The 20,226-nt window shown below is 67.6% G+C and carries 20 protein-coding genes and 1 riboswitch; of the genes, 8 read left to right on the forward strand and 12 right to left on the reverse strand.

The features are described from left to right. Window positions 1-13 precede the first annotated feature (13 nt). From AAFP35_RS07850 to AAFP35_RS07865, 4 genes are all read right to left on the reverse strand, one after another. On the reverse strand, window positions 14-1,312 hold the full coding sequence (locus AAFP35_RS07850) for a PhoH family protein (protein ID WP_419220998.1): 1,299 nt from the start codon (window positions 1,310-1,312) through the stop codon (window positions 14-16). A gap of 274 nt (window positions 1,313-1,586) precedes the next feature. Then, window positions 1,587-2,459, reverse strand: a complete 873-nt coding sequence (locus AAFP35_RS07855) for an acyl-ACP desaturase (RefSeq protein ID WP_419220999.1) — start codon at window positions 2,457-2,459, stop codon at window positions 1,587-1,589. 46 nt (window positions 2,460-2,505) lie between these two features. Then, window positions 2,506-3,783 (reverse strand): serine hydroxymethyltransferase, encoded by a 1,278-nt coding sequence (glyA, locus tag AAFP35_RS07860; protein ID WP_419221162.1) that lies wholly within the window; start codon window positions 3,781-3,783, stop codon window positions 2,506-2,508. Window positions 3,784-3,808: 25 nt separating this feature from the next. Then, window positions 3,809-5,047: a DUF885 domain-containing protein gene (locus AAFP35_RS07865; protein ID WP_419221000.1), complete on the reverse strand. Its 1,239-nt coding sequence runs from the start codon at window positions 5,045-5,047 to the stop codon at window positions 3,809-3,811. A 50-nt stretch (window positions 5,048-5,097) separates the two neighbouring features. Between AAFP35_RS07865 and coaA the strand changes: the two genes are divergently transcribed. Next, on the forward strand, window positions 5,098-6,039 hold the full coding sequence (gene coaA, locus AAFP35_RS07870; RefSeq protein WP_419221001.1) for a type I pantothenate kinase: 942 nt from the start codon (window positions 5,098-5,100) through the stop codon (window positions 6,037-6,039). Window positions 6,040-6,075: 36 nt separating this feature from the next. Here the strand turns inward: coaA and AAFP35_RS07875 are convergent, their stop codons facing one another. Next, entirely contained in the window at window positions 6,076-6,561 is a 486-nt protein-coding gene (locus AAFP35_RS07875) for a carboxymuconolactone decarboxylase family protein (RefSeq protein WP_419221002.1), read from the reverse strand. Further along, window positions 6,558-7,313, reverse strand: coding sequence for an SDR family oxidoreductase (locus AAFP35_RS07880; protein ID WP_419221003.1), 756 nt, complete (start codon window positions 7,311-7,313; stop codon window positions 6,558-6,560). The genes AAFP35_RS07875 and AAFP35_RS07880 overlap by 4 nt, the downstream gene beginning before the upstream one ends. 80 nt (window positions 7,314-7,393) lie before the next feature. Here AAFP35_RS07880 and AAFP35_RS07885 point away from each other — a divergent pair, with 80 nt between their 5' ends. Beyond that, window positions 7,394-8,863, forward strand: a complete 1,470-nt coding sequence (locus tag AAFP35_RS07885) for a PLP-dependent aminotransferase family protein (protein WP_419221004.1) — start codon at window positions 7,394-7,396, stop codon at window positions 8,861-8,863. On the opposite strand, the gene AAFP35_RS07890 is transcribed toward AAFP35_RS07885, so the two are convergent. Further along, on the reverse strand, window positions 8,830-9,612 hold the full coding sequence (locus AAFP35_RS07890) for an isoprenyl transferase (RefSeq protein WP_419221005.1): 783 nt from the start codon (window positions 9,610-9,612) through the stop codon (window positions 8,830-8,832). The genes AAFP35_RS07885 and AAFP35_RS07890 overlap by 34 nt on opposite strands. Before the next feature lie 149 nt (window positions 9,613-9,761). Here AAFP35_RS07890 and trhA point away from each other — a divergent pair, with 149 nt between their 5' ends. The 4 genes from trhA to AAFP35_RS07910 all read left to right on the forward strand — a co-directional run bounded on the left by trhA (window position 9,762) and on the right by AAFP35_RS07910 (window position 13,465). Further along, window positions 9,762-10,421: a PAQR family membrane homeostasis protein TrhA gene (gene trhA / locus AAFP35_RS07895; protein ID WP_419221163.1), complete on the forward strand. Its 660-nt coding sequence runs from the start codon at window positions 9,762-9,764 to the stop codon at window positions 10,419-10,421. Window positions 10,422-10,539: 118 nt separating this feature from the next. Then, the gene (locus AAFP35_RS07900; protein WP_419221006.1) at window positions 10,540-12,162 is read left to right on the forward strand and encodes an alkaline phosphatase D family protein; all 1,623 of its coding nucleotides are present in this window, start codon (window positions 10,540-10,542) and stop codon (window positions 12,160-12,162) included. 89 nt (window positions 12,163-12,251) lie between these two features. Then, window positions 12,252-12,866 carry a ClpP family protease gene (locus tag AAFP35_RS07905; RefSeq protein WP_419221007.1) on the forward strand — a complete coding sequence of 205 codons (615 nt, stop codon included), beginning with the start codon at window positions 12,252-12,254 and terminating at the stop codon, window positions 12,864-12,866. Beyond that, the gene (locus AAFP35_RS07910; protein ID WP_419221008.1) at window positions 12,863-13,465 is read left to right on the forward strand and encodes a ClpP family protease; all 603 of its coding nucleotides are present in this window, start codon (window positions 12,863-12,865) and stop codon (window positions 13,463-13,465) included. Before AAFP35_RS07905 ends, AAFP35_RS07910 begins: the two co-directional genes overlap by 4 nt. A gap of 10 nt (window positions 13,466-13,475) precedes the next feature. Here the strand turns inward: AAFP35_RS07910 and AAFP35_RS07915 are convergent, their stop codons facing one another. From AAFP35_RS07915 to AAFP35_RS07930, 4 genes are read right to left on the reverse strand one after another with little or no spacing between them, the layout of a single operon-like run. Further along, window positions 13,476-13,862 (reverse strand): helix-turn-helix domain-containing protein, encoded by a 387-nt coding sequence (locus tag AAFP35_RS07915; RefSeq protein ID WP_419221009.1) that lies wholly within the window; start codon window positions 13,860-13,862, stop codon window positions 13,476-13,478. Next, window positions 13,855-14,700, reverse strand: coding sequence for an ABC transporter ATP-binding protein (locus AAFP35_RS07920; RefSeq protein ID WP_419221010.1), 846 nt, complete (start codon window positions 14,698-14,700; stop codon window positions 13,855-13,857). The genes AAFP35_RS07915 and AAFP35_RS07920 overlap by 8 nt, the downstream gene beginning before the upstream one ends. 41 nt (window positions 14,701-14,741) lie before the next feature. Then, window positions 14,742-15,788 (reverse strand): FecCD family ABC transporter permease, encoded by a 1,047-nt coding sequence (locus tag AAFP35_RS07925; protein WP_419221011.1) that lies wholly within the window; start codon window positions 15,786-15,788, stop codon window positions 14,742-14,744. Next, window positions 15,770-16,810 (reverse strand): ABC transporter substrate-binding protein, encoded by a 1,041-nt coding sequence (locus AAFP35_RS07930; RefSeq protein ID WP_419221012.1) that lies wholly within the window; start codon window positions 16,808-16,810, stop codon window positions 15,770-15,772. Before AAFP35_RS07930 ends, AAFP35_RS07925 begins: the two co-directional genes overlap by 19 nt. 50 nt (window positions 16,811-16,860) lie before the next feature. Then, window positions 16,861-16,979: riboswitch (cobalamin riboswitch) on the reverse strand. A 44-nt stretch (window positions 16,980-17,023) separates the two neighbouring features. Here AAFP35_RS07930 and AAFP35_RS07935 point away from each other — a divergent pair. Both AAFP35_RS07935 and AAFP35_RS07940 read left to right on the forward strand, forming a co-directional pair. After that, window positions 17,024-17,566, forward strand: coding sequence for a hypothetical protein (locus tag AAFP35_RS07935; protein ID WP_419221013.1), 543 nt, complete (start codon window positions 17,024-17,026; stop codon window positions 17,564-17,566). Window positions 17,567-17,667: 101 nt separating this feature from the next. Continuing rightward, window positions 17,668-19,095: a PepSY-associated TM helix domain-containing protein gene (locus AAFP35_RS07940; RefSeq protein ID WP_419221014.1), complete on the forward strand. Its 1,428-nt coding sequence runs from the start codon at window positions 17,668-17,670 to the stop codon at window positions 19,093-19,095. An 8-nt stretch (window positions 19,096-19,103) separates the two neighbouring features. Here AAFP35_RS07940 and AAFP35_RS07945 read toward each other — a convergent pair whose 3' ends face one another. Further along, on the reverse strand, window positions 19,104-20,174 hold the full coding sequence (locus AAFP35_RS07945; RefSeq protein ID WP_419221015.1) for a 3-deoxy-7-phosphoheptulonate synthase: 1,071 nt from the start codon (window positions 20,172-20,174) through the stop codon (window positions 19,104-19,106). Window positions 20,175-20,226 lie beyond the last annotated feature (52 nt).

The raw sequence follows: 20,226 nt of genomic DNA on the forward strand, positions 1-20,226 counted from the left end.
CGGCTGAGCGAGCTCAGTAACCGGGCGCGAACTCCTCGAGCATCTCGGTGACGAGCGCTGCGATCGGCGAACGCTCACTCCGGGTGAGAGTCACATGCGCGAACAGCGGATGGCCCTTCAACTTCTCGATGACCGCGGCGACGCCGTCGTGGCGTCCGACGCGCAGGTTGTCACGCTGGGCCACGTCGTGGGTGAGAACCACCCGCGAGCCTGCACCCAACCTCGACAACACGGTCAGCAACACGTTGCGTTCCAACGACTGCGCCTCGTCGACGATGACAAACGAATCGTGCAGCGACCGACCACGAATGTGCGTGAGCGGCAACACTTCCAGCATGCCTCGACTGAGCACCTCCTCGATCACCTCGGGAGATGCCAGACCCTCGAGCGTGTCGAAGACGGCCTGCGCCCAGGGGCCCATCTTCTCCGATTCGCTGCCGGGCAGATAGCCGAGCTGCTGGCCGCCCACCGCATACAGCGGACGGAACACCACGACCTTGCGCTGTGTGCGACGTTCGAGCACCGCCTCGAGTCCTGCGCACAACGCCAGCGCCGACTTCCCGGTGCCCGCCTTGCCGCCGAGCGACACGATCCCGACACTGTCGTCGAGCAGCAAGTCCAATGCGACGCGCTGTTCGGCGGATCGTCCGTGCAGACCGAACGCCTCGCGATCACCGCGCACCAACTGCACGCGCTTGTCCGGGTTGACCCGACCGAGAGCGCTCGAGCCGTTTCCGAGTATCCGAATCCCGGTGTGGCACGGCAGTTCCCGTGCATCGTCGAGATCGACCACTCCCTCGCTGTACAGGGTGTCGACGACGGTGGTGTCGGTCTCGATCTCGGCCATCCCCGACCACCCGGAGACCACCACGTCCTGCGCGTGGTACTCGTCGGCGGCCAGTCCGACGGCACCCGCCTTCACTCGCAGCGGGGTGTCCTTGGACACCAGCGTCACGTCCTTGCCCTCGGCGCGCAGGTTCAGGGCGCACGCCAGGATGCGTGAATCATTGCTGTCGGTACGGAAACCCGCAGGCAGCACACTGGGATCGGTGTGGTTGAGCTCCACCTGCAGCGTGCCGTTCTCGTCGCCGATGGGCAGCGGGACGTCGAGTCGACCGTGTTCGAGCCGGAGGTCGTCGAGCATCCGCAACGCTTCTCGGGCGAACCAACCGAGTTCGTGGTGGTGACGTTTGCCCTCGAGTTCGCCGATGACCACCAGCGGTAGCACCACATGATGTTCGGCGAAGCGCAGAACCGCCCAGGGATCGGACAGCAGCACGGAGGTGTCGAGGACGTAGGTGCGTGTGGTCACGTAGGGCTCCTACGTTTGTGCGGCACCCGCACAAACCAGTTGCGACGACCGGCTGGTTCTTGCCCGTCCCGGCTGGTCAGCCGAGGTGGACGAGGACCGGGGCCGGCCCTCTCGTGTTGCTGGTGCAGACCACGAATCGAACCTCCCGGACGAACCGCTTCCCCGCGGCCCGTCACTCGTCAACGTACGCCGACACACCCCGCTCGGTACGTCTGAGCGGGGTGTGTCGGCGTGAATTATGCGTAAACGGCGTTACCGGGAGGCAACCGGGACGTCAGCGTCCGGCAAGCGCCAGGATCCGTCCGCGTGCCGCTTCGGCGTCGGCACTGAGCCCCTGGAGTGTGTCCAGTTTCAGCTGGTCGGCCAGGGCCGCGGCGATCGTGGCATGCGACTGCGCATCCTCGTATCCGGCGATGAGAGCGCGCTCGGCGTCGAAGTCGGCGACATCGTGCCCGATCGGCTCGCGCGTCATCTGCTCGAGGGCGCGGTCGACGGCCACGACGGTGCTCTCCTGGTCGGCGACCAGACCCGCGCTCAAGAACGCACCGAAGGTCTTCGCCTGGAGCGCATCATCGTTCGAGATCTTCGCCAGGATCTGCGCGAAGACGTCATCGGTCACCGCGGGCGTCAACTTCTGCACGAAGCCGACACATTGGTTCTCGTGGACCGCCATCAGTGCGAGGACGTCGAGTGGGCCGAGGTCGGCGACGTCTTCGGTGTGCTGCCGGAACCCGGCGGTCACGTGGATCCGCCGACGCTCCTCGGCGTCGACCGGATCGATCGCACGCGTCACGACGAGGTAGTCGCGCAGCACGATGGCATGCCGGTTGTCCTCGGCCGTCCACACACCGACCAGCTGACGCCAATCGGAGAATGCCGGGAAATGCTTGGCAAGCACCCGGTGATAGGACGGCAGATTGTCCTTGGTGAGCAGCAGCGCGAGTGTGCCCGCGCGCGCTTCGTCGGACAGGGTGGCCTGCGACGGATCCCAGTCCTCACCGCCGAGGAAGGCGAAGTTCTTGCCCGCATCCCACGGCACCCAGTCGTGCGGGTTCCACGGATTCGCGGCCGCCTGATGGTCCTCGGCGATCTCCGGAAGCGCCTTTTCCAGCGCGATGATCAGCTCATCCTCGGTCAATGCGTTCATCGTCACACAGAATAGGCAATGCCGTGACCGTCTGGCCAATCGCCCGTCACCGCTGGCTCATCAGCCCCCAGTCCTCGAGTCCCTCGTACAACGGGAAGTCGAGGGCGAGTTGCGAGACGCGGCCACGCAGCGCCGACACGTCGGCGTCGGTGCCGGCCGCGAGGGCGGTACCGATGATGTCGGCGACCTCGGTGAACTGCTCGTCACCGAACCCACGGGTGGCCAACGCGGGCGTACCGATGCGCAGGCCCGACGTCACCATCGGCGGACGCGGATCGAACGGGACCGCATTGCGGTTGACCGTGATACCGATCTGGTGCAGCAGGTCTTCGGCCTGCTGACCGTCGAGCTGGCTGTTGCGCAGGTCGACGAGGACCAGGTGGACGTCGGTACCTCCGGTGAGCACCGAGACGCCTGCCTTCTCGACGTCGGCGCCGGTGAGACGTTCGGCGAGGAGCTTGGCGCCCGAGAGGGTGCGCTCCTGACGTTCCTTGAACTCGTCGGTCCCGGCGATCTTGAGCGCGACGGCCTTGCCTGCGATCGCGTGCATCAGCGGTCCACCCTGCTGACCGGGGAACACCGACGAGTTCAGCTTCTTCGCCCATTCCTGCTTGGCGAGGATCAGACCCGAGCGGGGGCCACCGAGGGTCTTGTGCACCGTGCTGGACACGACGTCGGAGTACGGCACCGGGGACGGGTGCAGGCCGGCGGCGACCAGTCCGGCGAAGTGCGCCATGTCGGTCCACAGGTAGGCGCCGACCTCGTCGGCGATGGAGCGGAAGGCCTCGAAGTCCAGGGTCCGCGGATAGGCCGACCATCCCGCACAGATGACCTTGGGGCGACCGGCGAGGGCGATCTTGCGCACCTCGTCCATGTCGATACGGAAGTCTTCCTTGCTGACCCCGTACGACTCGATCTCGTAGAGCTTGCCGGAGAAGTTCAGCCGCATTCCGTGGGTGAGGTGCCCGCCGTGCGCGAGGTCGAGGCCGAGCAGCTTCTCCCCCGGGTTCATCAGCGCCATCAGCACGGCGGCGTTGGCCTGCGCCCCCGAATGCGGCTGGACGTTGGCGAAGTCGGCGCCGAACAGTTCCTTGGCCCGATTGCGCGCGATGTCCTCGACGACGTCGACGTACTCGCAGCCGCCGTAATAGCGGCGCCCGGGGTAACCCTCGGCGTACTTGTTGGTGAGCACGCTGCCCTGCGCCTGCAGCACCGCCCGCGGCACGAAGTTCTCCGACGCGATCATCTCCAGGGTGTCGCGCTGCCGGCTCAGCTCACCGTTCATCGCCGCGGCCACATCGGGATCGAGCTCGGCCAGGGACATCGAATTCAGGCTCATGGCGTCAAGTCTATGGGCCGACCTGGTCGACACCGAATTCGGCTCTCAGCTGCGCCGGGGTGAGCGGTTCGTCGAGAAGCCGTCCGAACCGGGCCAACCGGTCGGCGTCGGGGACCAGATCGAGCCAGTCACGCAGCAGTCGGTAGCCCTCGACGTAGGTGCTGATGTAGGCACGCCACAGCGGTGAGGTCAGGAAGCGCAGCATCTGCCGGGCGCGCGCGGGTGGTGCCAGCAGCCACTGCTGGAGGAACGCGGCCACCGTGTCCTCGTCGGCACCACGATCGTGCAGCAGCAGAGCCGCGTCCTGTCGCACGCTGAGCAGGCCGGCAGTGGCACGCGAGACCCGTTGCGCACGCGCGCCGTCGAACCGCAGCCCGAGGTCGGCGTAGATCTCCTGCGCCCACAACCCCCAGTCGGGCCCCATCGCCGCGACGAGGGCGTGGTCGGCGAGCCCCTCGGCCATCAGACACTGCGGGGTGTTCACCAAGAAGATCGTCTGCTCCTCCTGACCACCGCCGACCAGGATCTGCTCTTTGCGGCAGTGTTCGGTGTGGTGGCCCGGGTATGCCTCGTGTGCGATGAGATGCGGCAGCGACGACATGTACTGGGTGAGGTCGACGTTGATCGCCACCCGCGAGTGGTAGTCGCCGAGGTAGTAGTTGAACCCCGACCACGGCTTGTCGGTGACCACCTCGAAGTCGACGATCTCGTTGTCGGGCAGCGGGTAGGTCTGTCGGACCCGTTCACGCAGCGCCCCGGTGAAGGCGCGCACACAATCGTCGACGCGATCGGCCGGGATCTCGTCGGCGCGTTTGTGTGCGGCATATGCTTCGGCCAGCGCGGCCCCGCGGGCACCCGGCACCTCGAGTTCGACGGCCAACGCCTCGTGCGCATCCCGATAGACCTGCTCGTCGCCCATCGCGATGTCGACGTCGAAGTAGGCACGCACCTCGTCGACGAAACCGATCTGCTCGCCGGCGAACTTGCGGGCCGAACACTCGAGCGCCGCCAGGTGGGCTCCGATGAAGGCGGCGCGATCGGCAGGCAGGTCGGCGGGGAGGTCGGCACGCAGCCCCCGCGCCCGGTCGGCCAGCTCCGCCGGGTCCGGGGCCGGACCACCTGCCACTTCGGCACGTAGCCGCGGGTCGCCGGTGAATGCGTCGACGAATCCTTCCTCGAGACGGTCGAACGCGAGACCGAGACGCAAGTAGTCGGTGACCGGAGAGGAACTGATGCGTGTCGAGGCCATGAGCGGAGGCTACCGACAGCGCGAAAACAGTGCGCCCTAAGCTGTAGGCCATGGCACGCGACACGACCGGGCGCGACCCCAGTCTGTACCTGGAGCTCGATCGCCGACAGTGGCGTGACCTGCGAGAATCCATGCCGATGGTGCTCACCGACAACGAATTGCAGCAGTTGGTGGGTCTCGGCGAGCAGGTGGACCTCGACGAGGTCGCCGACGTCTACCTCCCGCTGTCGCGATTGATCCACCTCCAGGTCCTCGCCCGTCAGCGCCTGTTCGCCGCGACATCCACCTTCCTCGGCGAACGGCAGACGAATCGTCAGGTGCCGTTCGTCATCGGCATCGCGGGCAGCGTGGCGGTCGGAAAGTCCACGACGGCTCGCGTTCTCGCGGCATTGCTGGCCCGATGGGATTCGCATCCGAAGGTCGATCTGGTGACGACCGACGGTTTCCTGCTCCCCACCGCGGAGTTGGAACGACGAGGGATCATGCACCGCAAGGGCTTTCCCGAGTCGTACGACAGACGGTCACTGCTGCGGTTCGTCACCGAGGTCAAGTCCGGGGCCCGCGAGGTGACCGCCCCGGTCTATTCCCACATCGCCTACGACATCGTTCCCGACGTGCGCCACTACGTCCGACAGCCCGACATCCTGATCCTCGAGGGCCTCAACGTCCTACAGACCGGGCCGACACTCATGGTGTCGGACCTGTTCGACTTCTCGATCTACGTCGATGCCAAGACCGCCGACATCGAACAGTGGTACATCTCCCGCTTCCTGCAGATGCGGACCACGTCGTTCGCCAATCCCGAGTCGCATTTCCACTACTACTCGTCGCTGACCGACGAGCAGGCCACCGTCGCCGCCCGGGATCTGTGGACGTCGATCAATCTGCCCAATCTCAACGAGAACATCCTGCCGACCCGACCACGGGCGACGCTGACGCTCCGCAAGGATGCCGACCACTCGATCAATCGGGTGCGTCTGCGCAAGTTGTGAGCACCTGCGCGACAACGGATCCGCGTGCGGTGCCCCTCAGCGCATCTTCCGCTCGTCGAGGCCGGCCGGGTACCGTCCGGTCACCGCGATCCTGTTCCACGCGTTGATCATCACGATGGACGCGAGCACCTGACCCAGTTCGACCTCGTCGAAAACCCCGGTCGCACGGTCGAACACGTCTTCGGGTACGCCGTTCTCGCCGAGTCGGGTGACGTGCTCGGTCAGTTCGAGCACCACGCGCTCACGATCGGAGAACAGGTGTTCGGCCTCGGCCCACACCGCCACCATGCCCAGGCGCAGCGGGTCCATGTCCGCGGCAAGCGCATCGGACAGATGCATGTGCAGGCAGTACGCGCACCCGTTGAGTTGGGAGGCACGGATCTTGATCAGCTCGTTGAGTTCCGGATCCATCCCTTCCGACGATGCCCGCTGCAACGCGACCAGCGCCTTGTAGACGTTCGGATTGGTGCGCGGCAACCACATTCGTCGGGTCTCCGGCAGGCTGTCCGGTGTCACGGTCATGCCGAATACTCCTTCTCCAGCCATTCGTCGACGGTGGTGGACGCGGTCACGGTGGGGCTGTCGGGCACCAAGCCACCGTCGCGGATGGCGGCACCGCCGAACTTCACCCCGACGACCCATCTCGGCGATCCGGTCCGGCGCGCGATGGCCTTGGCGATGTCGGCGAGATCGACGACGGCGGGGCCTGCGACCTCGACGACACCGTCGGTGGACGAGGTGACCGCATCGGCGAGCGCGGCCGCAGCGTCGTGTGCGGAGAGTGGCTGACAGCGCATGTGTGGCGCCGCCGCCACCGGGCCGAGCTTCAGTGATGCCATCATCTGAACCGCGAGCTCGTACCACTGCGCCGAGCGGACGACCGTGAGTGTGACGCTGTCCAACCCGTCGCGGTAGCGCTTCTCTTGCGCCGCCTTCCCCTGGTAGTAACCGAACTTGGCGTTCACCTCGGGCCTGGCCGCATTGATGATGGACAGGCAGACCACCCGTCGGACACCCGACTGTGTGGCGGCCGCACCGACATTCGCCGCCACCGTATCGAAGAAGTCGATGGCCTTGCGGGCACTGGTGGTGGTGACGTTGGTGCAGTCGACCACCACATCCGCCCCGGCGAACGCATCGGCGAGGCCGGTGCCGGCATAGGCGTCGACCCCCGTCGCCCGGTGCGCGCCGACGACGTCCACGCCTCGTTCGGCGAGTATGTCGACGAGCTGCCGTCCGATCACCCCGCTCGCGCCCAGCACAACCGCTCTCATGGCTCTCCTCTTTCGTCGTCGCGACCTGGCAGATCTCAGACTAGACGAGAATTGAATCATCAAAGTGGTTCAATTCATGCATGGAATCGAGAGTCAATTCCGATCCGTGGACCGTGGTTGCCGAACGTCTCGGCACGGACCTGTATCTCGACCTACAGCCGGATCCGACGGAGACCGCACGCGGACGCGGCGCGCGCCGACGGCAGTCGCTGGCGTCGGCGTTACGCGAGGCGATCGACGACGGGCGCCTGCCGCCCGGCACCCGCGTCCCGCCCTACCGCTCGCTGGCCGCCGACACCGGTCTCGCACGCGGCACGGTGGCCGCGGTGTACCAGGAATTGGTCGCCGAAGGTTGGCTCGTCGCACGCCAGGGTTCCGGTACCCGGGTCGCCGACACGGCACAGCGAACGACCGCTCCCCGACTGACTCCGGCATCGTCGAGCGTGCGATCCGCACCACGGCACGATTTCTCTCTGGGACAACCGAATCCGTCGCTGTTCCCGCGACGGGACTGGATCGCCGCGACCCGTCGCGCAGTCACCGCAGCCCCCGACGATGCGTTCGGCCCCGGCGACCCGCACGGCCACCCCGCGCTGCGCACGTCGTTGGCGGCCTATCTCTCACGCGCCCGGGGAGTGCGCACCACACCCGATCAGATCGTCGTGACGACATCGGTGAAGAGTGCCCTGGAGTTGTTGTCCCGCACAGTGTTCGACACGACGATCGCAGTCGAGAGCCACGGCCTGCCATTTCACCGGCAGGCCGTCGAGCGCGGCGGAACCGCCGCCGTCCCGATCCCGATCGACGGCGGCGGCGCCGTCGTCGACGCGTTGCCGCACAGCGTATCTGCGGTCCTGCTGACGCCGAGCCACCAGTACCCGACGGGCATTGCGCTGTCACCGACGCGTCGGACGGCCGTCATCGAATGGGCCAGGACCAGCGGCCGATTGATCGTCGAGGACGATTACGACGGTGAACTGCGCTACGACCGCGAACCTGTCGGCGCACTACAGGCACTCGGACCGGACGCGGTGATCTACACCGGTTCGGTGAGCAAGAGCCTGTCGCCCGCCGTACGGATCGCGTGGCTGGTGCTGCCGCCACCGATGGTGGACACCGTGGTGCAGGCCAAGGGAATTCGAGAACCCGACGCGAGTGTCGTCGACCAACTGATCCTCGCCGACCTGATCGACACCGGCGCCTACGACCGGCACATCCGACGCAGCCGGCAGTTCTACCGACGTCGTCGGGACGTACTGACCGCCCGACTGGCCCGCACCGGGGTCGACGTACCCGGCATCGCGGCCGGTCTACACGCGGTCATCCCGGTTCCCGCGGACATCGAGCCGCTCATCGCCGCAGAGGCGGCCCGTCGCGACATCGCGCTCGTCGGGTTGTCCGGATTCCGTCACCCCGACGTACCCCAGGAGTCCGGCGGCATCGTGGTCGGATTCGGGACCCCGTCGGCGTCATCGTTCACCACCGACGTCGATGCACTGCTCGATCTGCTCGCCGACTACTTGCCGAACCGCCGATTGCGCGCCGAGTAGTCGCGCAGCGCGCGCAGGAAGTCCACCCGCCGGAACTCCGGCCAGTATGCGTCGGTGAACCAGATCTCCGAATAAGCGCTCTGCCACAGCAGGAATCCGGACAACCGTTGCTCCCCCGACGTCCGGATGACGAGATCGGGATCGGGTTGTCCCTTCGTGTAGAGATTGCGGTCGATGGCCTCCACCGTGACCGCGTCGATCATCTCCTCGGCGCTGTCGCCGGCGTCGAGGCGTTCGCGCAGCAGCGACCGGACCGAGTCGACGATCTCCTGCCGTCCCCCGTAACCGACCGCCACGTTGACGTTCATCCCGCTCCGGTCCTGGGTGCGCTCGGAGGCCTTGCGTAACCGTTCGGCGACGTCGTCGGGCAGCCCGGCGAGGCTGCCCACGATGCGCACGCGCCAGGTGCCGTCGGGACCCGAGATCTCGTCGACGATGTCGGGCACGATCTCCATCAACGCGTCGAGTTCGTCGGACGCCCGTTGGAGGTTCTCGGTGGAGAGCAGGTAGATGGTCACGGTCGACATCTGCAGATCCGAACACCAGCCGAGCATCTCGGCGATGCGCTGAGCCCCGACGCGGTGGCCGTGACTGACGTCCTCGAAGCCGGCTTCGCGTGCCCAGCGTCGGTTGCCGTCGCAGATGATCGCGACGTGGCGCGGCAGGCGGGACGCGTCGGTCAGCTGGATAAGCCTGCGTTCGTAGACGCGGAGCATCGGTCGACGCGCGCGATCGGGAAGGAGCTTCATCGCGAACCAGCCTAGCGCCCGCGGATGACCCGACGGTGTCCTCGCCCGGCCGCCTCGCGACGCCATCCGCCTTCTCGCACGCGGCGATCCTCGTCACACCCGGCCCAGAATCGCCAAGTTACGCTACCGTAGGTTCTGTGAACGCACTGATGGATCCGACGCTGACGGGCGAACGGCCCCGGTTGCGTGGAGTCATCCACCAGTACTCCGCCTTCGTCGCGGTGGCCGCGGGTTTCGCTGTCGTCATCGGTGCGGGCGTGATCCGGGGGCCCGGCGCGGCAGTCGCGTGTGCGATCTACGCGCTGACCGTGTTCGGCGTGTTCGCCGTGAGCGCGAGCTATCACCGCATCGCCTGGAAGACCCCGCGCACCCGCGTGCGGATGAAACGCGCAGACCACTCGATGATCTTCCTGTTCATCGCGGGTACCTATACCCCCTTCTGCGCGCTGGCCCTACCCGCCTCGGTTCGCTGGTGGGTGTTGGGCATCGTGTGGGCAGGCGCGTTCGGCGGGGTGGCGCTCAAGATCGCGTGGCCGACGGCCCCGCGGTGGCTGGGTGTCGCGCTCTACATCCTGCTCGGTTGGGTCATCGTGGCGGTCGCCCCGGCCTTGGTCACCCACACCGGGGTCGCCGTGCTCGTGCTGCTCGCCGTCGGTGGGGTGTTCTACAGCGTGGGCGGGGTGCTCTATGCGGCCCGCTGGCCCGATCCCTGGCCCGGGGTGTTCGGTCATCACGAGGTCTTTCACGCCTGTACCGCGGTGGCCGCGCTGCTGCATTACATCGCCGTCTGGATGGTCGTGGCCGGCTGATCGACGTCCAGACTCGATGACATCCGCGTGAACCGCGTCGACACGCATTCACACGGACCTCATGCGACAGTCAACCGGCCGACGACGTGGAGTCAATTGCCCTTGTTCGGCTGGGGTCATGCGCACCAGCCCTCGGCCGGACCTCCTCATCGACCCCGACAAGACGGTGCACGCAGGCACCTCCCGTCGACGTTTCCTCACCTGGACCGGCGTCGCCGCGGGAGTCGCGTTCCTCCCCGGACTGTTCGGCGACACCGCCGCGTCGGTGGGCGCGCCCCGTCGCGGCGCGCAACTGTTCACCCTCGGGGTCGCCTCGGGCGACCCCCTGCCCGACGGTGTCGTGTTGTGGACACGATTGGCGGCGGCACCGCTCGCCCGCGGCGGCGGCATGGGACCCGCGCCGGTCGTGGTCGACTGGGAGATGGCCACCGACGAGTCGATGCGTCGAGTGATCCGTCGCGGATTCGAACTCGCGACCCCCGCACACGGCCACAGCGTCCACGTCGATGTCCGAGGCCTCGAACCGGGGCGCGATTATTTCTACCGTTTCCGTGCGCTCGGGGATCTGTCCGAGGTCGGCCGCACCCGTACCGCCCCCGCGCCCGGCGCGCGCGTCGGCGCCTTGAGCGTCGCGTTCGCGTCGTGCCAATCGTGGGCCGACGGCTTCTTCGCGGCCTACGCCGACATGGCTTCGGCCGCGCCGGATGTGGTGTTCCACCTGGGCGACTACATCTACGAGAAGCCGATCCCGACGCGCGGCGGGCGACGACAGACCGACGCGATGCCCGAATCCGCCCGACGGGAGGCCACCTCGATCGACGACTATCGGGACCGCTACGCGCTCTACAAACTCGACCCGCAACTGCGCCACGCCCACCGCACCAGTCCGTTCATCAGTGTCTTCGACGACCACGAGGTCGACAACAACTGGGCCGCAGCGATTCCCGAAGACCGTCAACCGCTACCCGAGTTCGCACTGCGTCGCGCCCAAGCGCTGAAGGCATGGTGGGAGAACACGCCGGTGCGCGTGACGCAGCAGCCGCGCGGCACCGACATCCGCGCCTACCGGCGCTTCGCCTTCGGCGACCTCGCCGAGTTCAGCGTCCTGGACACCAGATCGTTTCGCAGCGATCAGGCCAACGACGACAACGACGCTCCGCAGAACGCCGCGACGGCCGATCCCCGCCGCACCATCCTCGGCGCACCCCAGGAGCGGTGGGTTCTCGACGGCCTCGCCCGCAGTCGGCGTCGATGGAATGTCCTGGCACATCAGACCACCATCGCCGATCTCGCCCACACCGACGACGGCGCCCGCGCCGTCAGCATGGACGGCTGGAGCGGCTACGAGGCGTCCCGCGCGCGCATCCTCGACGGTGCACGTGCGCGCGGTGTGACCAACCTGGTGTCCATCGTCGGTGACATCCACCGCAACGTGGTCGCCGATCTGCGCCCGACCTACCGCCGCGACTCGCCCACCGTGGGAGTGGAACTGGCCGGCACCTCGATCGCATCCGGAGCCGATGGTTCCGACAGCGACGATCGTGACCGGGCGATCAAGGCCGCCTCCCCGCACGTCCGCTTCGGCAACGCGCAACGGGGCTACGTGCTCAACCGGTTGCACCGTGACCGCTGGGAGGCCGAATATCGAGTGGCACAGACGATCGCGACGCCCACCGCGTCCCTGCACCGCCGTGCGCTGGTCACCATCCCCGACGCCCGCCCGGACGTCGACGTGGTCTGACGGGCTCGGCCGACTGCCCAGAGCAGCAGCACTCTGCCCAGAGCAGCACGCCGCAGACAACGGCCCCGCACATGGTCACGCTGAATGCCATGAGCGAAGACCGACGGCCCCTGCCGCTACGCAAGAGAACAGCGGAAAGCCTTTTGACCCAACGAATCCTCATGCTCGACTCGGCACTCGACGACGAGATCGGCAGCGAGCTCTGCGCGCAACTCGTACTCCTCGCCGCCGAAGACCCCGTCGCCGACATCAGTCTCTGGATCAATTCGCCGGGCGGCTCGGTGCCCGCGATGCTCGCGATCATGGACACCATGCGACTCGTTCCCAACGACGTCGTGACCGTCGACCTCGGCATGGCCTACAGCGCCGGACAGTTCCTGCTGTGCTGCGGCACCCGTGGCAAACGCTTCGCCCTTCCCCACGCCAAAGTGCTTCTGCACCAGGGTTCCGCGGGGATCGGAGGATATGCCCCCGACATCGAACTGCAGGCCGACGATCTGCGTCACGTCCGCGACACCGTGTTGACGATCATCGCCGAGCAGACCGGGCAGCCGGTGGAGAAGGTGTTCGCCGATTCGCTGCGCGATCACGTGTTCACCGCAGAGGAGTCCCTCGACTACGGATTCATCGACCACATCGTCGATGACGTGACGCAGATCCGCCCGCTCACACCGGCTTCCACGGGTTTCGGGGTCACGCGATGAGCACCTACACGATCCCGAACGTGATCAGCCGGACACCGCAGGGCGAGCGCGTCATGGACGTCTACAGCCGTCTGCTCGACGATCGGATCATCTACCTGGGCACGGAGATCGACGACGGCGTCGCCAACGCACTGATCGCCCAGATCCTGCACCTGGACTCGGAGAACCCCGAGGCCCCCATCGATCTCTACATCAACTCGACCGGCGGATCGATCATGGCCACCTTCGCGCTCTACGACACGATGCAGTACTGCCACGCGCCGATCGCGACGACCTGTGTCGGACAAGCACTCTCCTCGACGGCACTCCTGCTCGCCGCGGGCACCCCGGGTCGGCGTTCGGTGCTCCCGCACTCCCGGGTCCTCCTGCACCAGCCGTCGGGCCAGGGCCGCGGGACCATCCCGGACCTGATCCTCGCCGCCGAGGAGATCCTGCGGGTCCGCGAGGAGATAGAGAAAGCGATGAGTCGACACACCGGTCAGGATCTGGAGAGTCTGCGCCGCGACACCGATCGCGACCGGGTACTACGGGCCACCGAGATCGTCGACTACGGGATCGCCGACCAGATCATCGACACCCGCGGACATCCGGCCCGATGACCCGGCGGCCTCACGCGGCGAGCGCCACCGGTCCGCGCAGCCCGCGCATCGGCACCACGGCCGGTGGCGCCGCGGTCGTGGCGGTCAACACCGGCACCGGCGCCATCCGCGACAACTCGCGGGCGGCCTCTCGGGTGAGGTCCAACAGACTCAGATCGAGTGCGCCGGCGACGGCTGCCAACAGTTCCGACGATGCATCCTTGCGCCCGCGTTCCAGCTCGGAGAGGTACTGGCTCGACACCCCGGCGCGCTCGGCGGTCTCGACGAGCCGCTCGGCGCGCTCGTGCCGATGACGACGAAGGATGCGCCCGATCACCTCACGCCAGAGTGGCTCCGTGGTGTGTTCCGACGCCGGGTTTCGCCGGGCCGGCGAGACGAATGCAGGTCGGTCACTCATGGGCCGATCGTAGGTCGCGCGACGCACCGATTTCCGCCGGTTCTGCTGACAGCAGAACCGGGTCGGGCGGCCCCGGCCGGACACTCGCGCGGTAGACGACCGACGGTGCGGGACCGCCCGTGTCCACGAGGTCGGCGTGCACACCGTAGACGTCTGCGATCAACGCCGCGGTGAGCACCTGATCCGGCGGTCCGAGAGCCACCGCACGGCCTCGTCGCAGCACCAGCACACGGTCACAGAACATCGCGGCCAGATTGAGGTCGTGCAAGGCGACATACGCCGTGACCGGTAACCGGGCCACCAGCCCGAGCAGGTCGAGCTGGTGGGCGATGTCGAGATGGTTCGTCGGTTCGTCGAGCAGCAGCTCCTGCGGTTCCTGGGCGAGCGCGCGGGCGATCTGCGCGCGCTGCTGCTCACCGCCGGACAAGGTGTGCCACTTCCTCGCCGCCTTGTCGGCGAGCCCGGTACGGCGGATCGCCTCGTCGACGATCCGCTCGGACGCACGGTCCGCGCCGAGGAACGACCCGTGCGGAATGCGTCCGAGGGCGACCACGTCACGCACCGAGATGTCGATGTCGGTGGTCGCGTGCTGGGAAACCATCGCAACCCGTCGCGCGACGTGTCGTCGGCGCATCCGTCGCAGGTCGACACCGTCGAGACACACACTGCCGCGGTCGGGCCGGACCAATCCGCCGAGCACGTTCAGGAACGAGGACTTGCCGGAACCGTTGGGCCCCAGGATGCCCAGCGTCTCCCCCGGCGTCACGTCGAGGCTGATCTCGTCGAGTACCCGGGTGCCACCGCGCCGCCACGACACCCGATCAGCGGCCAGTACCATCTGTCCTCCTCATCCGTGCGCCCATGATTCGAGCATCAGCCTCATGTCGGGACACGCATCCGGAACAGCAACATCGCGAACACCGGGACACCGATGAGTGCGGTGACCACCCCGACCGGCACCTCCTGTGGCGCGAACACCGTCCGTGCGATCGTGTCCACCCACACCATGAAGATCGCCCCGGTGATCACCACGACCGGCAGCAGACGCCGATGCCGGGTCCCGACGATCAACCGAGTCGCGTGCGGCAGCACCAACCCGACGAACCCGATCGCGCCCACAGCACTGACGAGCGCAGCGGTCACGAGCGCCACGACGCACAGCAACGCCGTCCGCACACCGCGTACGCCGATTCCGAGTGCGGCCGCGGCATTCTCGCCGAAGGTGAAGGCATCGAGCGCCGCCGCCTGCGTCAGACAGAACACGGTCCCCACGCCGACGACGACCGCACCCACCGCGACGTCGGTCCAGTCGACCCCACTCAACGAACCCAACAACCAGAACAGGATTCCACGGGTGCTCTCCGCGTCGGCCGACGAGATGACGATGAACGAGGTCAACGACGAGAACAGCTGCGTGCCCGCGACACCGGCCAGAACGATGCGCGACGTCCCGCCACCGGCTCCCGCGGCCAGCGCCATGACCGCGGCGAAGGAACCGATGGCACCGACGAACGCCCCGAGCGACAACGACAACGCACCACCGCCGAGGCCGAGGACCACCACCACGACCGCTCCGGTCGACGCCCCGGACGACACACCGAGCACGTAGGGGTCGGCCAACGCGTTGCGCAGCAGCGACTGCATGACGACACCACACAACGCCAATCCCGCCCCGCATACGGCCGCCATCAGCGCCCGGGGCAACCGCAGTTCCCACACGATGCCGTCCCGGATCGCCGACAACCCCGAGTCACCACCACCGAGATGGCTGCCGACGACACGTCCGACATCAACCACCGACAGGTCGGCGACCCCGATCGTGATCGACATCGCGAGGGAGACGACGAGGATGGCGAGCCCGATCGTCGCCGACGTCCACACACCACGTGCGGACTTCGTCGCCGCGGTCAACTCACCAAGTGCCATTGCCGAAGCGCCGCAGCGGTTTTCTCGATACCATCCACGGTCCGGATGGAGGGGTTGAGATCGGCTCCGTTGACCACCACGTATCGCTTGTCGCGAACCGCGCGCATCTCCCGGGTGACCGGATTCGATTCGAGGAACGCGATCTTGCTCGCGAGGGCATCACCGTCGATACTGCGACGACTCAGATCGGCCAGCACCAGCACCGTCGGATCGCGGTCGGCGACCGTCTCCCAACTCACCTGTGGCCATTCGTCCTTCGTATCCGCGAAGACGTTGGTGGCACCGACCGCCGACGCGATCACACCCGACGATCCACAGCAGCCCGCCATGTACGGGGTCCTGGTGTCGGCAAACCAGAACGCCATGGTCACGCCGGACGAGCGCGTGGCGGCCGCCTGCTCTTCCCGCGCGCGCAGACGTGCGATGAGATCGTCCCCACGCTCGGAGACGTCGAACATCTCTGCGAGCTCACGGATCTCGCGGTGGATGAGGTCCATCGTGAACGGCTCGGTGCGCGCGCCGTCGGCGTTGACGCTGTCGGCGGTCTTGCCGTCGCAGTCACTCGGCGACAGATAGGTGCTGACCCCGAGTTGCTCGAGACGCTCGCGCGTGGCGACACCCCCAGGACCCAGCGTGCCCCCGAAGGATGCGGTGACCAGCTCCGGTTCGGTGTTCAGCACGGTCTCCAGTGACGGCTGGTTGTCGGACAGGCGCGGCACACGAGCGTTGTCGGCGGCGAGATCCGAGCGGACCGGATCGGTCCACGTCGCGGTGCCGACCACACGGTCGGCGAGCCCGAGCGACAACAGGATCTCGGTGCTCCCCTGATTCAGTGACACCACTCGCCCAGGCGGATGGTCGACGGTCGTGGTCCGTCCACAGTTCTCCACGGTTCGGGGGAAGCCGGGGCGGGATGCACGCTCGGCGTCGGTCGGATCCGTCGCCGCTGAGCATGCGGGGACGAAGACGAGTACGAGCGCGGCGATGGTGAGCGGTCGGAGACGACCACGTGCGAAGTGCATGACGAAACGCTCCACGGTCAGGGCCTGTGCGCGAGGCCGGGATCGGACAGACGCGGCGTCCGACGAGCGATCGGGCTTCGGGATGAACCGTTACCGTTGCGCGCCAGCCCCGGACTCTCACCGGGTTCCCTCATCGGACATGCGGCCAATCGATGGCAGCCAGAACACTATCCGATGCCGTGGTGACCGCATTGCCCGGATATGCTACGACCCGTGAATCCGACGCCGCCGACCGTGCGCCACCTGCGCGGCTGTGTTGTCGGCGCTGCGTGTGCGGTCACCGCGATCGGTGCGCACACGACGGCACACGGCGGGGTTCCCGACACCGTCGCACTCACCATGCTCGTCGCGGTCTGCGCGGGCGTCGGCTGGCTCGTCGCGGCGCGGTCCACGGCACGCGGAAGTATGCGCACCCTCCTCGTCGGTCTGCTCGGCGGCCAGTCGGCTGCACACCTCGCCCTGACGGCGATGTCCGGCGGCCACGGTGAGCTGGTGTCGATGCACATGCTGGCACTGCACGCCGTCGCGGCGCTCACCACGGCGATGGTGTGCCGGATGCTGGAGTCCGCGATCGTCGTGGTGCTGACGGCGCTGCGACACATCGTCAGGGTGCTGCTGTCGGCGCCCGTCCGCACGCGATCACCGTGGACGGTCCGCACATCCGGTGGCCGGGATCGCCGGCTGAGTCCGGCGGCATTGGCCTCGATCGGCACCCGCGGTCCTCCTGCCGCCTGCCGTCCTCTCTTCACCGCCTGATCCGCCACCTCGCGGGTCGGGCCCATTCTCGTTTCCGCGCGCTCGCGCCCGTTGCCGGGCGCCGATCGCGCGTACCCGAAAGGCAGTCACCCGTGTCCTTGATGCACGACCCACCCATCTCTTCCCCGCCGCCCGCGGAGACCGAACCGACCGCGCCGACGCGTGCGACACGCAGCCTGCTGCGGCGCCTGCATTTCTACGCGGGCATCCTCGTCGCACCGTTCGTGGTGGTCGCCGCGATCTCGGGGGCGCTCTACGCGCTGTCGCCGACTCTCGAGAACGTCGTCTACGAGCGCTATCTGCACACCGATTCGACGGGCACCGTCCGTCCACTCGCCGAACAGGTCTCATCCGCGGTCGCCACCCGACCGGACCTCACGCTGTCGGCGGTCCGCCCCTCCTCCGCGACCGGCGACACCACCCGGGTCCTGTTCGACGACCCGTCGCTGGGCGAATCCGAACGACGCGCCGTGTTCGTCGACCCCGTCACCGCCCGCCCGGTGGGCGAGCTGGTGTCCTACGGCAGCGCCGCCGCCCTACCGTTGCGCACCTGGATCGACCAGTTCCACCGCAACCTGCACCTCGGCGAGCCCGGGCGCATCTACAGCGAACTCGCTGCGTCGTGGTTGTGGGTGGTCGCCCTCGGCGGGCTCGCCCTCTGGATCGGACGGTATCGGCGCGGCAACGGTCGCGCCCGTCTGTTCGGCATCGATCGCGCCGCCCGTGGCCATCAGAAGACACTCGGATGGCATGGAGCGATGGGGATCTGGCTCGTGATCGGTCTCGTCTTCCTGTCCGCGACGGGACTGACGTGGTCGCGGTATGCCGGCGACAACGTCACCGAGCTACGGTCTGCACTGCACTGGACCACGCCTGCGGTGGCGACCGACCTCGCCGGTACCGAGACGGCCGAGCACGCCACGCACGACGGTCACTCGGGTCACACGTCCGCGGCCGCGATGACCGACACGGATGCCGGCGCCCGGATCGCTGCGCTGGACGCCGTGCAGCGCGCGGCAGACGCGGCCGGTGTCCACGACAAGGTGGAGATCACCATCCCGGCCTCCACCGACACCGCCTACACCGTGACCGAGACCCGTCAGCCGTGGCAACTGTCACCGAATTCGGTGTCCGTCGACGGACGTTCCCACTCGGTCGTCGACGAATCCTGGTTCGCCGACTGGCCGTTGGCCGCCAAGCTCGCCACTTGGGGTATCGCCCTGCACATGGGCATCCTCTTCGGTCTGCCCAGCCAGATCGCACTCTTCGTGCTCGCGATCGGTCTCGTCGCGGTGATCGTGCGCGGCTACCAGATGTGGTGGCAGCGTCGCCCGCGCAACCGGTCACGCCCGGTGGGCCGAGCGCCCGAGCGAGGTGCACTGCGCGACATTCCCGTCGGGGTTCTCGCAGCGCTGGTCGTACTCACCGTCGCGATCGGATGGTTCGTCCCGTTGCTCGGCATCAGCCTGGCCGCGTTCCTGCTTGTCGACCTCGCGCTGGGACTCCGCAAACGCCTCTCGCAGAGATGATCTGACGGTCAGGTCCGGGCCAGCGTCGCCAGCACGGCGACGCTGGCCTCCCAGCCCATGCACTTGTCGGTCACCGACTGGCCGTAGGTCAGCGGGCGGGCGTCGGGCGACTGCGCTCCCGGCTCGAGGAAGCTCTCGAGCATCACACCGCTGATGGTGACCGCGTCACCCGCGCGACGAACGGTCCGGATCGCCGCGGCGATCTCGTCGGCCACCTCGGCCTGCCGGATGTGGTCCTTGCCGGAATTGGCATGGGAGCAGTCGATCATGACCCGTTGCGGCAACGATGCTTTCGCCAACGCGGCAACGGCGTCACCGATCGACTCCGCATCGTGGTTGGGTCCGCGGGTGCCACCACGCAGGATGATGTGGCAGTCCTCGTTGCCCGCGGTCTCCACCACCGAGCCGTGACCGAAATCGTCGACACCGAAGAAAACATGCTGTGCCGCAGCCGCATTCACCCCGTCGATCGCGACCTGGACGTTGCCGTCGGTCCCGTTCTTGAAGCCGATCGGCATCGACAGTCCCGACGCCAACTGGCGGTGCACCTGGGACTCGGTCGTGCGCGCGCCGATGGCACCCCACGCGACCGCGTCGGCGATGTACTGCGGGCTGGTCGGCTCGAGGAACTCGCATCCGACGGGGAGACCGAGGTCGATGATGTCCAGCAGCAACGACCGTGCCGTTCGCAGGCCGCGTTCGACATCGAAGGTGCCGTCCATGCCGGGGTCGTTGATGAGTCCCTTCCACCCGACGGTGGTGCGGGGCTTCTCGAAGTAGACGCGCATGACGATCTTGAGTCGGTCGGCGTATTCGGTCGCCAGGGGCGCCAGCCGACGGGCGTAGTCGAGGGCCGCAATCGGGTCGTGCACCGAGCACGGTCCGACCACGACGATCAACCGGTCGTCACGACCGGCCAGGATGTCGGCGATCTCCTCGCGGTCGGCCTGCACGGCCAGCGCACGGCGCGCGGTCAGCGGGAGTTCGCTGCGGATCGTGTCCGGCGAGGGAATCGAGCGGAAGGACTTGATCCGGCGATCCGAGGTGGATTCGGCGGTCAGGTCGGGGGTCGTGGTCACGTCGTACCTTTCACAGGTCATGCCCTGATCTCGTCGAGGGGCACCCCTGGTT

It is taken from the genome of Gordonia sp. CPCC 206044, assembly GCF_048537895.1.
Classification (GTDB): Bacteria; Actinomycetota; Actinomycetes; order Mycobacteriales; family Mycobacteriaceae; genus Gordonia.